This window comes from Vibrio owensii CAIM 1854 = LMG 25443, assembly GCF_000817815.1.
Taxonomy (GTDB): domain Bacteria; phylum Pseudomonadota; class Gammaproteobacteria; order Enterobacterales; family Vibrionaceae; genus Vibrio; species Vibrio owensii.
Window position 1 is genome coordinate 1 of the sequence record NZ_JPRD01000052.1, and the last position, 15,956, is coordinate 15,956.

Sequence of the window (15,956 nt, forward strand, 5' to 3'; positions counted from 1 at the left end):
GGGGGGAGTCCATACATCGAGAAGGAGGAACGACTGAGTCAGGAATCTCTCAAATCAACTACCACTCAGGCTAAGGCGAAAACTCTCCGCATCATGCAGGGGCACATCGAGCAATTCACAAATCTCTTTCAATCGCCGAACTTGCTCTGCATTGCTTTTCGCGAGCTGACCATCCGAACTCAAATGGTTGTTCTCAAAGCCTACCCGAACATCCAATCCCAGTAACATTGCATGGGTTAAACAGTCTTGCTCTCTCGCGCCAAACGCGCACACGGCACATCTAACGTTCTCTTCGATAAATCGCTCCAAATGCAGTGCCCGTAAGTCCCATGGCGAAGATTGTTGAGGTTCATGATATCGACCAAGTACCACTAACGCGTGTTGGTTTTGCTTTGGTAAAACGCCTCGCTCTCTTAGGGAGAAATAGCGCTCGATGTCTGCCTGATCATACAAAATGATTTGGCTGAGAATGCCCTGAGAAGCGACCCAATCAAAAAAGACAAGACCTTGCTCCTCACTCTGCTCATCAGGAATCAGTTCACGCAAAGCAAAAGAAGCGGCTTCTGGTTTTACCACTTTGATCAGCGCCATTTGCTGTTGTGGTGAATACATACCAACAGCCTCAGTTGTGAGCTGAACTATCATCGAATTCCCAACCGCAGCTTTCACCGCGTGGTAGATTTCTAAGTTGTCATCAACCTCTAGAGAATGCCTGCCTTGCACATCTCTCGCGTGCAAATGGATCATGGTAGACCCTGCCGTCTGACATGCTTTCGCCTCGGCAACCATTTCTTCAGTATTCATCGGCAATTGAGCATGGTCTTGCTTGGTTTTTTTCGCTCCATTAGGCGCAACAATAATCGCGATTCGAGCTCTTTCTATTGGGGAATTTATTACCATGTTTTCGACACCTCTCTGAGTGTACGAGTGAGCTTTTCCACCAGCTCGTCGATGTGGCTTCGTTCGATGATAAAAGGCGGAGCAAGAAGGATATGATGCCCATTGACACCATCAATCGTGCCCCCCATTGGATAGCACATCAGTCCATTTTTCATCGCTTGATGTTTGATCTTTTTGTCTACCAAAATTGAATTAGGCAGAGGGATTTTACTTACTTTGTCTGCTACAAGCTCAATGCCAAGAAACAGCCCTTTACCACGAATATCCCCAATATATGGGAAGTCTGAAAGCGCCGATTCGAGCTCTCTTTTTAACATCGCCCCTTGTTGATTGACGGCTTGCAGGAGCTTTTGGTCACCGATGGTCTGAATGGTTGCAACGGCGGCTGCGCATGCGACGGGATGCGCCATAAAAGTATGCCCATGTTGAAAGAAGCCACTACCAGACGCGATTGCTTGATAGACTCTGTCATTGGCAACAACGGCTCCGATAGGTTGATAACCCGCACCTAATCCTTTCGCCATGCAGACTAAATCTGGGACGGCTTGCTCTTGTTCAAAAGCAAAAAAGCTACCGCTACGTCCAACGCCACACATCACTTCATCCATGATCAGCAACACATCATAGCGATCGCAAATCTCTCGTATTCGTTTGAAGTAACCTTGAGTGGCAGGTACTGCGCCAGCTGTTGCGCCAACAATCGGCTCTGCAACAAACGCCATGACGTTATCTGCGCCCTGCTCTAAAATTTTAGCTTCAAGTTCATTGGCAGCTCTCAGTGAGTAATCGAGCTCTGATTCACCTTCTCTTTGATGACGATAGGCATAGCACGGCGCAATGTGATGGCTTGGGTGCAAAATGGGTTTAAAAGGCTCACGCCGCCATTCATTACCACCAACAGCCAACGCACCAAGCGTATTACCGTGATAACTTTGCTGGCGAGCAATAAACTGCTTTTTCTCTGGCTTACCACATTCCACAAAGTATTGTCTTGCCATCTTTAGTGCAGATTCAACCGCTTCAGAGCCCCCACTGACTAAGTAGACGTGATTGAATCGCGATGGCATTTGCTGGCAAATCAACTCAGCTAACTGCTCACTTACTTCACTAGTAAAAAAGCCAGTATGAGCAAAAGGTACTTTTTCGATTTGGTCGAGCATGGCTTGTTTAACAGCTTGGTGGCTGTGCCCAAGGTTTGATACGGCAGCGCCACCGCAAGCATCGAGGTATTGGTTGCCTTGGTTATCGAACAGGTAAACCCCTTCCCCTCTGGCGATAGTGGGCAATTTGGTGTGGCAATGACGGTGAAACACGTAAGACATGAGCGTCCTTTCCTAGTGACTATTTTCTAAGCATAGTCAGTAAGATGAGACTTATACGCAAGGTAAGAAAAGTACACCACCATGAGCATTTGGAATACCGTAACCCAAATGCTAAAAAATCATTATAAATAAGCACCTTATAGAAATAAGACCAGCTTTTGGTAAGGCTGACCTATGGGTAACCCAAAGCTATGTTAGAAAGTATAATTACGCGTTCAGAGCTTGTTCTAAATCAGCCAGAATATCATCGATATGTTCAATGCCGACAGACAAACGAATCATCTCTGGAGAGACGCCCGCTTGCTTTTGCTCCGCCTCACTCAACTGTCGGTGTGTAGTTGATGCAGGATGACAAGCAAGCGACTTCGCATCACCAATATTCACCAGTCGCTTGAATATCTTAAGCGCATCGTAAAAACGCACACCCGCCTCGTAACCGTCTTTTAAACCAAACGACAAGATCGCCGACGGCTTACCTTGCATGTATTTCTCTGCCAATGGATAGAACTCAGAGTCTGGCAAGCCTGCGTAACTTACCCAACTCACTTTATCGTGCTGGCTTAAGTATTCCGCAACTTTGAGTGCGTTTTCGGTGTGTCTCTCCATACGCAACGACAGCGTTTCCAGGCCCTGCATCAACATAAACGCATTCATCGGTGACAAAGCAGAACCAGTATTACGCAAAGGAACGGTGCGAGCACGGCCAATAAACGCAGCCTCTCCAAATGCCTCGGTGTAAACCACGCCGTGGTAAGAAGGTTCAGGCTGATTAAATACTGGGAAACGATCTTTGTGCTGCGCCCAAGGAAACTTGCCCGAATCAATGATGATGCCACCTAATGTCGTACCGTGACCACCCACGTACTTAGTCAATGAATGAACCACGATATCTGCACCAAATTCAATTGGCTTACATAGCACTGGAGTTGCGACTGTATTGTCTACAATGACAGGCACGCCCTGCGCATGAGCCAGCTCAGCAACACGTTCAAGATCGATGATATTGCCAGCCGGATTACCAATGCTTTCACAGTAAACCGCTTTGGTATTCTCATCGATAAGCTCAGCGAGACTTTCAGGTTTGTCATCCTTGGCAAAACGTACCTCAATACCTTGGTTCGGCAACATATGCGCAAATAAAGTGTAAGTGCCGCCGTATAGCTGAGGAGTAGAAACGATGTTATCGCCGGCTTGCGCGAGCGTGAGAATGGCATAGTTAATTGCCGCACTGCCTGCACTGACAACCAAACCAGCAATACCACCTTCTAGTGCTGCCATACGTTTTTCCAACACGTCATTGGTTGGGTTCATAATGCGGGTGTAAATGTTACCTGGAACTTCAAGGTTAAAGAGATCGGCACCATGCTGAGCATTATCAAACTCATACGCGACCGTCTGGTAAATCGGTGTCGCAACAGATTTGGTTGTTGGGTCGGTTTCGTAGCCAAAATGGATCGAGAGTGTTTCGTCTTTCATGCATCTTCCCTGAACTATTGAGTGAATGGTTATTCTTTTATATTGCCGATTTTTTCAGCAAAGAAAAGCTGTTTGAGTCACATTGAAGGGATTGGACTTTATTCAAGTCAGACGGAGATAAAGAGATAACAACAAGGCTTTTCCGCATATGAAAATCATTGACTAGACTTATTCAATAATCACAAGGCTAGGATAATATAATGAAAACAATCACATCATCGATACTCAGTGTCTGCTGTGTACTTTTCACGTTCTTTGCTCAGGCTGAGGAAGCTTTCCCCCTCGCACCTCCCGATCTCTCTAGCCCTCAAAAAGCACTCACAAGCTTTGAGACTTTGGTTTCACAAGCGAATCAGCAGCTGACAGAAATCATCGAAGATCCAACCCAAAATACCGAACCAAACCGACAACACATCTATGCACTTTTCGACAAAGCAACTCAAACCTTCGATCTGTCTAAAGTACCGGAATCTAGCCAAAATCGAGTTGCTATTGAATCGGTCATGTTGATGAAAGAAATTCTCGACCGAGCCCCGCCTTTGGACTTATCACTCATTCCAGATAGCAACACACTGGATCGCTGGCAAATACCAGATACGGGTTTGGAGCTGATCAAACAAGCTGATGGACAGTACCGTTTCTCAGCGCAAACCGTGCATGGGCTTTACAGTGATTACTTGTTGGTAAAGCATCTACCCTCTCATTCAGGCGCGGACTTGGATTACTACCAGTATTATTCGCTAAGCGCAGGACGATTGATTCCACCAACATGGTTTCACCTCGTAGAAACATTACCAAGCGTATTTATGCTTGAATATGGAGATCAAGCGATATGGCAATGGCTCGGGTTGGTTCTTTCTCTAACCATCTCCTTACTTGCTTTGCTCTATAACCATATTCACTCTCCGATTTCGAAAGCCATATGTGCCGTACTTACTTTGAGTGGCTTTCTCTATCTCGCAGACTATCAACTCAACTTAACTGGCATACTGATGTCGACGCTTAACGTCATCATAGAACTCATTTGTTGGCTACTACTCAGTCAAGTGGCTTACCTATTGATTTACAAAACTTGCCGTTTATTAATGAGTAAGCAGCGCACGAATACCACGCTTCGCCAAAGTCTGACCCAAATAATTGGCACTTTATTAGGTTCAATGGCAGCCATTGCCTGTCTTGGTTATGGTTTGAATCGCTTAGGAGTCCCTGTTTATGGCATTGTGACTGGCTTGAGTTTAGGGGGAATGGGAATGGCAATCGCACTCGCTATCCGTCCAACTATGGAGAACTTAATCGGTGGGGTTATCTTGTTCCTAGACAAATCGTTATCGGTGGGTGATTACTGCCAAATTGGCAGCCAGTCAGGAGTTATCGAACAAATAGGTGTGCGTTCAACACGAATTCGAGCGAAAGACCGAACACAAATCACCATTGCCAATGGTGACCTTATTAAGCGAGAGATCATCAACTACAGCCGTCGTGACCGATATCCTTTCAAAGCGACTATCGGGTTACGCTATGAGACTAGCATGTCTCAATTGCAGAGCATTACAGAGAAAATTACGTCCTTACTAAAAGAGCATCCCGATGTTTTAGATTCACCGCTTCGAGTTCACTTTAGTGCCTTCAATGCTTACAGTCTGGATATTGAAATACTCGCTCATTTGAACACGACAAATAGAGAGACATTCCTCAACTTGCAGCAAGAACTTCTTATCTTGATTGATAAGATCATTACCGCAGAAGGCGCTCAATTTGCTTTCCCTTCAAGTACCACATACCTCGCCACAGATACTTTACAGCCAGCGCCAGCAGTCACACCCAAGACCGTTCAAGCAGTCCCTCAAACATAGAGATTTAAAAAACCGCCTCGAATGAGGCGGTTTTATATTGAAGACTAAAAGCTAGTTTTTAGTGCGGCTTTTACTGCTGTATTTAGTTTGCCTAAAACCAGTTCGAATACCCAACGGATAAAGGGGAAAGTGAATTTAATCGCAATTTGGGCAACCTTACCTGCAAACACCAACATATGACCAAGTAAGCCTTTTACGCGAGAGGCAAATTCACTAGAAAGCTCTGAGATTTTTACCATTGAGCGCGCCATCGCATCGTAGATAGTCGCGATTGCAGCACCGCCACTTTGTAATGCAAAAACTGTTGCCGCAAAGCCACCATCAATCAACAGTGTAAGGATTGCCGCTGAAATCTTATCTGCCCAATCAGCAGAAGGTTTCGCTTGCAATCGATTCTCGTAATTCAGGACTACACGTTTAAAAGCTGAATTCGCTTTTTGAAGCCCTAGGCTATCCCACATTGCTGATTGTGTGTAAGAGCTATATTCCGACATAAAATGCGCACTAGGAAGCAGTCCCTGAGCACGGTTCAATATGTACTCTGAACCATCATAAGGCACATGATAAAAAGGCCACACTGGCGCTTTTGTCACGGGGTCTGCACCATTCACACAACGAAAATGGGACGATATACGCGAAGATGAGTTAACAGAAAACGACTTCATTCCCACCCGCGGTGAGCCAAAGGTATACAAATTAACTTTTCCTTTAAATTCAGGAGAAGCCGATATCCAATTTGCAGCCAAAGTGGCAAGTGCGCCGCCTAAACTGTGTCCGACACAATGAATAGTGCCATTACCCATAACCGGATTATCACGCAGAAAGCGAGTTAGGCCTTTTTTCATAGAATAGAAAGTCGTTTGAAACCCAGAGTGAACGACCTCTCCTGTCCCCGTTCCTTTTCCACTACAAGTTAAGTCGGTGATTCCATCAGCTAACCCTGCGGTACCTCTAAAAGCTAGGACTAAGTCGTTCTTGTGACGCTGACTTTTTCCTTTCCCCAACAAAGCAAATCCAGTTTCAGGGCGAAAGAAAAAACCACCAGATGTACCGACTTCTACTTTCGAAAAACTAAAGTGATTATCAACTACAGCAGGCAGTTTCACACGTTCAAGATTATGCTTAACTTCATAAGCAATAATGCTTAGCTCACTAGCCAGTAAAGGAGAAATAGCGCTCATTTATTACTCTTCCTTGATCTTGCTTTTTAACACATGGGTATCAGTCGTTTCATCATATTCGTATGTATCAATTTTCTGATTGTTCCAATCACATACCGAATGAACGGGTGTGCGCCTATTACTATCAGAATATATTTCAACCTCATGAATTCGCTTACTGTTTGATAATTCACAATCTACGTTCATTAGCATCCAACGCAGTGATTCCGCACCTTCAGTTGGTACCCATGTGCCCCAGATCTCTTTCTTTTCAGAGTCGCAATCGACACAGATGTTTTGATAGACCTTCAAACTACCTCCAAAGAGATCTCCAGGAGCACTAGAACGAACAACGATCCGTTCAAAAGAAAATTCTCCTAGCTCATTGGTCTGAACTTCGTCCGTTAAGGTTTTGCCTTTTTTGTACCCTTCATAATAAAGCTCTCGATGAACCGTCAACCCCGCCTGCGGCACGCCATCAAGCTTGATAACACCACGCACGTCCGGAGACATTTCCACATCGTATTTTTTGAACGGCCAAAACATTGCACTTGCTCCTACCGAAAATAGAGCTAGGGCCAACATAAGAGAGATTCTTTTAGCCATAGTCTTTCTCATCCATTGATTAATTTTTGGATGATATGGAAAAAGAAGACAGAGTGAGAGGAGTTAATAAACGGAAGGCAATTTGTGGGAAGCAATTCGAAGTATCATGTAATTAAGAAATTTATTTTTATTATTTCTTAAACACTCGTGCCAATTATCTCTCTACATTGATGATTGGACTTGCTGTAAAAGCCAACGTCTAAATCGTGCTGTAGGCTCACTTTTGGTATTAATGATCAGGTAGTAGCCTGCGTTAGCATCCACTGGTTCAAATGGCGAGACTAAGCGACCGCTTTCAAGTTCATCTTCCACCAGCGCCATACGTGCCATTGCTATCCCCACTCCAGCTTCGGCGGCAGACATTGCCATATCCGTACGATTAAAGAAGTGCCCTACCTCTGTTTTGAAATCGATCCCCATGCTTGATGCCCAGTACAGCCATTCATAGTCACGCGGAGCCTTATCCCATGGCATAACATCGTGCAGTAATGTCGCGTCTCTCCATTGTTCTGGTGACGCTTTAAGAGTTTTTAGCCACCTATGATCCTCAAGGTATTTGGGGCTCATCACCGGTAGAAGTTGCTCATTGAGAATCCGCTCTGCGCTTTTATCTCGATAGGGATGAGAACCGTAGTCTATCGCAACGTCATAGTCCTTTAGCTCACTATTCACTAGTGCTCCCTCTGCAAAAATCTGCACTTGGAGATCGGGGTTTTCTAGATGAAAGCTTTCAAGGCGTGGAACCAACCATTTAAACGCAAAAGAAGGCGTCAGCTTGAGGCGAATTTCATTGTGGGGCTTTTCAATTTGTAGCTCTTTAAGTGTCTTTCCTAGTTCTGAGAAGTGAAATTGTGAGGATTGAGATAACTGCAATCCTTTAGGCGTCAATCGAATTCCACGCGAGTGGCGTTCAAACAAAGTAAAACCAAGCTGTTCTTCTAACTGAATGATTTGCTGGCTGATCGCCCCCGTCGTTAGGTGCAATGCCTTTGCAGCACTGGTAAAGCTGCTGTGTTCCGCCACTTGGCTGAATAACCACAATCCGCTAACGACACTGCTTTTCATCTTTGAGCCTATAGTTTTTCTAAACGCTGAATGTAATTTATATCGATTGTTAACAAAAGGTAAAGAAGAGAAACTGCGCAACATCGAAAATGTGTGGAGCGCATCAATGGAAGTCATCGTAATAGGCAGTGGTGTTATCGGCTTAACCTCGGCTTGGTATTTATCTCAGGCAGGCTATCAGGTGACAGTGATCGATCGCCAACCAAGCAGTGCGATGGAAACCAGCTTCGCTAACGCCGGACAAATCTCTTATGGTTACTCTTCACCATGGGCTGCGCCGGGGATTCCACTCAAAGCCATAAAGTGGCTCACTGAAGAGCATGCACCACTCAAAATAAAACCATCTCTCAGCCCGAAGCTTATCCGCTGGGCAACGCAAATGGTGTCGAACTGCACTTTATCCCGCTATCAAATCAACAAAGCCCGAATGCTCTCTATCGCCAATCATAGCCGTGCGTGTCTGGAGCAGTTGCGCCGTGATCATGCGATTGAATACCAGGGACGCCAGTTAGGCACCTTGCAAGTATTTCGCTCTCAACAACAGCTCGATGCCATAGAGAAAGACCTTGAGTTGTTAGAGCAAAGCGGTACACGTTTTCAGTTAATGGATGTCGAACAGTGCATCAAGCAAGAGCCAGGGTTGGCATTAGTAAAAGAAAAATTGGTCGGTGGGTTATATCTGCCCGATGACGAAACAGGTGATTGTTTTCAGTTCTGCCAGCAGTTAACAGAGCTAGCAAAAACCCATGGTGTAAGGTTTGAATTCAATACGGAGGTAAGCAATTGGGTTACTGTAGGCAAAAAGATCATGGGTGTCCAAACGGACCGAGGTTTGTTTAACGCAGAGCAGTTTGTCCTTGCCTCTGGCAGCTATTCTACAGCGTTACTCAAACAGCTTGAGATCGACATTCCAGTCTATCCCGTCAAAGGATATTCACTGACGGTGCCAATTGAGTGTGAGCAATTTGCGCCTCGTTCTACCGTCATGGATGAAGCCTATAAGGTCGCAATGACACGCTTTGATGACCGCATTCGTGTAGCAGGAACCGCGGAGCTTGCTGGCTTTGATCCTTCGTTGCCGCAAAAACGCAAAAATACGATTGAAATGGTGATTCGAGATCTGTTTCCGCAAAGCGCCGATTTTACTCAAGCCGAGTTTTGGAGTGGATTTCGCCCTATGACACCCGATGGTACGCCCATTATTGGGACAACACCTTACGAGAATTTGTTTACGAACACAGGGCATGGCACGCTCGGTTGGACTATGGCTTGTGGCTCAGCTCAGATACTGACAGACGTCATCATGAACGCCGTTCCCAAAGTGACAAATCACTCAGAATTGAACCTAAGTCGTTACGCTTAAACACCTGCAAACCATTTCAAACAGTGTATTACTCCACAAGTTGAATAGCATTCAGAAGATATGACTTTCATCTCTCGCAGCACATTTTCATGACAATGTGCTGCATATTCAATCAATTCATTGTTATTTCCAATAAAAACCACACAGATACATAACAAGAACCAATTTTTAACAATATTTAACCATTCTGTGCCCACCATCACGCTACAAGGGATTTCTAGTTAAAAAGGTTAACAATTACATTACAAAAAAAGGTAATGTGTTGTACGAAAAACAACCACAACCATAACAAACAGGGAAAATACTCATGCAGTCATTAGTTGATTTTCTGAATGGAATTATCTGGAGTCCGGCACTGATCTATCTGTGTCTTGGCGCTGGTTTGTTCTACTCGATCATGACGCGCTTTGTGCAGATTCGTCACTTCTTTGAAATGTGGCGCTTGCTACTTAATGGTAAGAGTTCAACCAAGGGGATTTCATCATTTCAGGCTTTGGCCGTTTCACTATCTGGCCGTGTAGGCACAGGTAATATTGCAGGTGTTGCTGCTGCTATCGGCTTCGGTGGCCCTGGTGCAGTATTCTGGATGTGGGTTGTTGCCTTCTTTGGTGCAGCAACGGCATACGCAGAATCAACACTCGCACAGATTTATAAAGAAGAAGACGAAGGCGAATTCCGCGGCGGTCCAGCTTACTACATCGAAAAAGCAATGGGTCAGAAGTGGTACGCATGGATCTTCGCTATCGCAACCATCTTTGCATGTGGTGTTCTACTTCCTGGCGTTCAATCGAACAGTATTGGTAACGCAGTAGAAGCAGCATTTGGCTCAGGTGACATGATTGAAACCGCTATTGGTACCTTCAGTTTCGCTAAAATTTTCACTGGTACGGTTGTCTGTGTCATTCTTGCCTTCATCATTTTTGGTGGTGTAAAGCGCATCGCGAACTTCACTCAAATTGTGGTTCCTTTCATGGCGCTGGCTTACATCATCACCGCGTTCGTTATCATCCTACTTAACATCGGTGAGATTCCACGCATCGTTGGCATGATCATTGGTGATGCATTTACACCAATGGCAGGTATTGGTGCTGCGATTGGTTGGGGTGTAAAACGTGGTGTTTACTCTAACGAAGCAGGCCAAGGTACAGGTCCTCACGCAGCAGCAGCGGCAAGTGTTGATCACCCAGCACAGCAAGGTCTTGTTCAGTCATTCTCAATCTACATCGATACACTGCTAGTGTGTTCAGCAACGGCGTTTATGATTCTTATCACTGGCGCATACAACGTTCACGGTGCAGTAGAAGGCGCGTTCCTAGTACAGAACCTTCCAGCGGATATCGGTGCGAATGGCCCTGTGTTTACGCAAATGGCGATTGAGAGTGCCCTACCAGGCGTAGGTAAGCCATTCATCGCAATTGCGCTATTCTTCTTCGCCTTCACAACAATTCTGGCGTACTACTACATCGCAGAAACCAACATTGCATACATCCGTCGCACTGTGAAAGTAAACGGTCTGATGTTTATCTTGAAGGTCATTCTTATCTCGGCGGTATTCTACGGTACGGTTAAGACAGCGAATCTTGCGTGGGCAATGGGTGATGTGGGCGTAGGTCTAATGGCATGGCTGAACATTGTCGGCATTCTGATCATCTTCTTCATGTCGAAACCTGCACTAAAAGCGCTGGCTGACTACGAAGAGCAACAGAAACGCGGTGTGACTGAGTTTACGTTCAACCCAGTAGCGCTTGGTATTAAAGGCGCGACTTACTGGGAAGAGAAGTACAAGCGCAAAACAGGTAAAGCACCAACCGCAGACAGCGATACAACAGAAACGGTAGAGCAACCATCTACCTAATGCTTCACTTAACATCCTCCCCCAATGGGTTGGCAGGTAAATAAGAAAAAGCGGTGGTCCGCACAACGGACATTAAAAAAGGGTTAGCCAGTGGCTAACCCTTTTCTTTTGCATTCAATTCGAAGCGATTATGCAGCGATTTCTTGCGTAGCAACTTGTGGCTTTTGCTTTTCACCAACAGGAAGTACGGTACGGCCGTATTCGTTGTTTAGTACTTGAGCCATTGCAAAGTAGATTGCGCTCGCGCCACAGAAGATACCTTCGAAGCCAGCGATAGTACCGATCAGCTCGCTACCAGTGAAGTCACGTGCCGCTAGTAGGAAGAACAGAATAGTAAGAGAACCGAATACTACTTGCTTCGCTACTGGGTAGCATAGAGAACCAATAAACATGAAGCCAGTGAAGATACCCCATAGCAGTAGGTACCAACCCATGAAGTGTGCAGGGCTTGCTGGAAGGCCCATGTAAGGCATTACGATTAGACCAACTAGTGTTAGCCAGAATAGACCGTAAGAAGTAAATGCAGTCGTACCGAACGTGTCACCACGCTTGAAGCACATCATGCCAACAAGTACTTGGCTTAGACCACCGTAAAAGATGCCCATAGCCAGAATCATAGAATCCATTGGGAAGAAACCTGCGTTGTGGATGTTTAGCAGGATGGTAGTCATACCAAAACCCATTAGACCTAGTGGCGCTGGGTTAGCCAGTTTTGTAGACATGTACATTACCTTTTCAAAAATGTTGATAAAAATTGCGCGCGAATTTTAATGGACTCAAAAACAAAAGAGAAAAGACGTTATTGAAAACTTAGATTGCATAAATAAACAACAAAACGAATAAAAAAAGACCCTGCTAAAAAGCAGAGTCTTTATAGATAGTTAGACTATTTATTGTTCAATTACTGGCAAGAGATCTCATCCCAGAACCAATTGCTCTGTGTCGGTGATTCCCATACACCCGGTCCATTTTTCGCGATAAAGCATTTACCTTGATAAGTCACTTTGTCGCCATTAGCCACTTGAGTCACACCAGGTTCCCATGCAATAAAGTCACCCGATACTGGTGGTTCAGTAACCGGAGGCTCTGTCACTGGCGGCTCGGTGACAGGTGGTTCTGTTACAGGTGGCTCAGTCGTTGGCGGTTCAGTCGCTGGTGGCTCTGTTGGCGTACCTGAGACCAATTTCCAAGGGTCACCTTTAGTAGGCTCATTACCTTGTGACCACCACTTCGCTTCATATACAGCCCCCTTGTAAGAGACTTGGTCGCCCGTGTTATAAACCTTGCCTGCATCCCATGCAGCAACACCGCCTACAGGTGGGTCAACCGGATCGACTGGGTCTAATTTATCGACAACGCGAACTTCAGGCCAACCTGCATGAGATTGGTAGAAGTTAGTAACACACTTCTCGTAATCACCAGCCACTAGCGCCGAATACGCAGTTTGGAAGCCAACCAACTCACATTCAAATGAGTGACCGCCTGGGCGATCTGAGTAGTACTTCCAGTTACCATCCCAGTTGGTGTAAAGCACGTCAGTAGCACCGTTAAGGTTTAAGCTACCGTAAGGCGTTTGTTGCCAACAGGTATTGGTCTCATCGGCTTCGATAGGAATCTGATAGTGTGCCGCTAGACCTTCCCAGTAACGAATGCGGTTAACTGGCTGACCTTTGTCTTTGTTTTGCTCACCACACTCAATACCACCGTTGATGACGTTGATCGTGGTACCAAAGCCGTAGCCAATGCCCGCATCAATTTCACGCTGAGATGGTACCCAAGTACGATCAATCACGTGAAGCATTGCTGGTTTTGGCGCTTGAGGCGTTAAGAAGAACCAAATTGCAGAAGCTAAGTTCAACCATGAGTCAGCGACTAAACCCGGATTTTTCAGCAATACCGATGCATCGCCATCGAACATCACTTCAGAGAACGCACCGTAGTTGAAGTGGTAAGAAAGCTGTTTTGCACCACGACCGAAATACCCCTGACCAGGTTCACAAGGCCAACGCTTATTTTGCCAATCGTTCTGACCACAACCTGTGGTGTAACCTTCTTGACCTTCAGACCATCCCATTTCCCGCACGTGAACCAATGCTTGTTGCCACTCTTCAAGTGCAAGCGGGTTGTCCGATACGTTATCAACCGCAATGTGACCACCGGTTTCCTGAGCAAAGTGCGCAAATGCTGTCACGATGGATTTCTTACAAATCGCATCTGAATCACGCCCGTCTGTGTACTCACCACAGAATGCAGGGAACTTACCGATCGCACGCAAGAAACGGGTGTACGTATACTCGGGTGCCGCCATCTGAGTAAGGAAGTTCCATTCGCTTTCAGGGAAGACACGTTCAACTCGCTTAACGTTTTCCGGATTGCTTGCAGCTCCTGGAACAATCGCTTCAACAACCGTATTTGGACGAGTCTCTAGCGCTTGTGACCAAATAGCATACATAGGGTCAGAGGTTTTACTTTGCTCCATAGCTTGGATGTCGCCACGAGCAATCACGTAACCATTTGGGTTTTGTGGATCAGGTTGGATATTCATGCTGGCATGAGCTTGTGCAGCGAGTACACAACCCAATGCGAGAGGCAGATGTTTGAGTGCAAACATGTCTAATCTCCGTATTTAACAATACAATATACAAGGAATAACTAGACACATAGTGGATCATGTAGAAAAAACGCCGAGTGAAGTGAATTAATTCTGCGACGCAAATTTCATAAATAAATACTGTTACACAGCGGGTATCACAAAAACTGTTACCTCGACTCAAAAGAAAACGGGGGATAATCCCCCGCTCTCATTTATTGCTATTGCTCTGCTGTTACTTGCTCTAACGTCGGTGAAGATTGTTGCTTAGAGAGCACCAAATAAATGGCAAACTGCGCGACTATTGCCACCAGCACAATTACAGGAGAAGCCATTACCCCTGCCACTAGAAAGCTTGTCAGGGCGATAGCCCCGTTGAGTACCGCATAAGGCAATTGGGTTCTAAAGTGCTCATACTGCTCACAACCCGCCCCTGTAGAGGACAAGATGGTGGTTTCAGAAATTGGCGAACAGTGATCACCAAATAAGCCGCCAGATAGCACCGCCCCGATACACACCAGCAATGGCGCATCAATCGCGACTGCAGTTGGAATGACCAATGGCATCATTATGGCAAAAGTTCCCCATGACGACCCTGTAGCAAAAGAGATAATCCCAGCCAATAGAAACGCTACGGCAGGCAATAACCAGTAAGGGAAGCCAGCTTGTGCTTGCTCTGCAATGTAGGCCGCAGCGCCAAGCTCTTTACCAACAGAACTCAGTGACCAAGCGAGAACTAGAATCACCGCAACGGACATCATGTTCGACATCCCTTTTAGGTAAACCTGGATGCCATCAGAGAGCTTTCTCACGCCATAAAACGCCATCAAACTAATTAGGGTAATTGCAGCAAAGAAATACGCCGACGACAGTGCTGCACGGAAAGTTGAGCCTGCTACTTTCTGAAATGGAAAACCGTGAGGAACCAATATTGAACAAAGCACCACGAGCATGACGATCAGCGGTGCCCACACAAAACTTGTTTTTGCATTTTTATGCTCAAACACATTCAATGAATCTTGCACTTTTCCAAAATCAGAACCCTGCTCTGCAAGCTGCTCAGCTTTCGCCATTGGTCCAAAATCCAGTTTGAAGAAAGAGACAATCGGCACAATCGCGATCGCTAAAAAGGCATAAAACTGGTAAGGAATCGCACCAATAAAGGCATCCCAATCACTGATACCCACATCCAGTGCAGCAAACTCTTTTTGAATCAGGCTCATGATGTAAACGCCCCAACCGATGAAAGGGATCAGGATCGCCACTGGGGATGAAGTTGAATCGATGATAAAGGCTAGTTTCTGGCGAGAGACTTTCAGTTTATCAAAAAGAGGACGAAAGACAGGGCCAACAATTAACGGTGTACCAAGGTCCGAAAAGAAAATAACAACGCCGCCAAACCAAGCAGAAAGCTGCGCTTGGCATTTACTAGCAACCCATTGAGTGACCTTTTTAGCGAACGCTACGCCACCGCCAGATTTCTCCATTAAGGCTACAAAGCCACCAATGAAAACCAAAAGAAGGATGACGCCCGCGTTGTAACTGTCAGTCAGTTGCGGCAACAGGTAACTTTTCATCAGTGCGCTAAACGAATCGAGCGGACCTTTGTCAACGAATGTGCCTTCTAACATAGCCACACCGCTAACAACGCCGGCAAAAAGACCGACAACAACGTTTCTTGTAGTTAATGCGAGGACTAACGTAATAATGATGGGGATGAGGGAGGTAACTTCTGCCTGTTCCATAGCAATACCAACTTTAATATT

Annotated in this window: 12 protein-coding genes; 3 read left to right on the plus strand and 9 right to left on the minus strand. The window is 45.7% G+C overall.

Annotated features, from left to right (window positions below; all coding sequences use genetic code 11):
• Nucleotides 1-54 precede the first annotated feature (54 nt).
• From H735_RS23850 to H735_RS23860, 3 genes are all read right to left on the minus strand, one after another.
• Nucleotides 55-900 (minus strand): beta-keto acid cleavage family enzyme, encoded by an 846-nt coding sequence (locus H735_RS23850; protein WP_020195000.1) that lies wholly within the window; start codon nt 898-900, stop codon nt 55-57.
• Complete coding sequence (locus tag H735_RS23855) at nt 894-2,222, minus strand: aspartate aminotransferase family protein (protein WP_020194999.1); 1,329 nt, start codon at nt 2,220-2,222, stop codon at nt 894-896. Before H735_RS23855 ends, H735_RS23850 begins: the two co-directional genes overlap by 7 nt.
• A 207-nt stretch (nt 2,223-2,429) precedes the next feature.
• On the minus strand, nt 2,430-3,698 hold the full coding sequence (locus H735_RS23860; RefSeq protein WP_005440265.1) for an O-acetylhomoserine aminocarboxypropyltransferase/cysteine synthase family protein: 1,269 nt from the start codon (nt 3,696-3,698) through the stop codon (nt 2,430-2,432).
• A 200-nt stretch (nt 3,699-3,898) separates the two neighbouring features.
• Between H735_RS23860 and H735_RS23865 the strand changes: the two genes are divergently transcribed.
• Nucleotides 3,899-5,551 (plus strand): mechanosensitive ion channel family protein, encoded by a 1,653-nt coding sequence (locus tag H735_RS23865; protein ID WP_020194998.1) that lies wholly within the window; start codon nt 3,899-3,901, stop codon nt 5,549-5,551.
• Between the two features lie 44 nt (nt 5,552-5,595).
• Here H735_RS23865 and H735_RS23870 read toward each other — a convergent pair whose 3' ends face one another.
• The 3 genes from H735_RS23870 to H735_RS23880 form a co-directional block, all read right to left on the minus strand.
• Nucleotides 5,596-6,732 (minus strand): lipase family protein, encoded by a 1,137-nt coding sequence (locus H735_RS23870; protein ID WP_020194997.1) that lies wholly within the window; start codon nt 6,730-6,732, stop codon nt 5,596-5,598.
• Nucleotides 6,733-6,735: 3 nt separating this feature from the next.
• Entirely contained in the window at nt 6,736-7,317 is a 582-nt protein-coding gene (locus tag H735_RS23875; RefSeq protein ID WP_020194996.1) for a DUF6795 domain-containing protein, read from the minus strand.
• 162 nt (nt 7,318-7,479) lie between these two features.
• Nucleotides 7,480-8,382 carry a LysR substrate-binding domain-containing protein gene (locus H735_RS23880; RefSeq protein WP_020194995.1) on the minus strand — a complete coding sequence of 301 codons (903 nt, stop codon included), beginning with the start codon at nt 8,380-8,382 and terminating at the stop codon, nt 7,480-7,482.
• A 106-nt stretch (nt 8,383-8,488) separates the two neighbouring features.
• On the opposite strand from H735_RS23880, the gene H735_RS23885 reads away from it, so the two are divergent.
• Nucleotides 8,489-9,745: a D-amino acid dehydrogenase gene (locus H735_RS23885; protein WP_027726598.1), complete on the plus strand. Its 1,257-nt coding sequence runs from the start codon at nt 8,489-8,491 to the stop codon at nt 9,743-9,745.
• Between the two features lie 307 nt (nt 9,746-10,052).
• On the plus strand, nt 10,053-11,600 hold the full coding sequence (locus H735_RS23890; RefSeq protein ID WP_005440270.1) for an alanine/glycine:cation symporter family protein: 1,548 nt from the start codon (nt 10,053-10,055) through the stop codon (nt 11,598-11,600).
• A gap of 128 nt (nt 11,601-11,728) precedes the next feature.
• On the opposite strand, the gene H735_RS23895 is transcribed toward H735_RS23890, so the two are convergent.
• The 3 genes from H735_RS23895 to H735_RS23905 all read right to left on the minus strand — a co-directional run bounded on the left by H735_RS23895 (nt 11,729) and on the right by H735_RS23905 (nt 15,935).
• On the minus strand, nt 11,729-12,322 hold the full coding sequence (locus tag H735_RS23895) for an acetate uptake transporter (protein ID WP_009705589.1): 594 nt from the start codon (nt 12,320-12,322) through the stop codon (nt 11,729-11,731).
• A gap of 179 nt (nt 12,323-12,501) precedes the next feature.
• Nucleotides 12,502-14,211 carry a glycoside hydrolase family 19 protein gene (locus H735_RS23900; RefSeq protein ID WP_020194993.1) on the minus strand — a complete coding sequence of 570 codons (1,710 nt, stop codon included), beginning with the start codon at nt 14,209-14,211 and terminating at the stop codon, nt 12,502-12,504.
• 200 nt (nt 14,212-14,411) lie between these two features.
• Complete coding sequence (locus tag H735_RS23905) at nt 14,412-15,935, minus strand: Na+/H+ antiporter NhaC family protein (RefSeq protein WP_020194992.1); 1,524 nt, start codon at nt 15,933-15,935, stop codon at nt 14,412-14,414.
• Nucleotides 15,936-15,956: the final 21 nt, after the last annotated feature.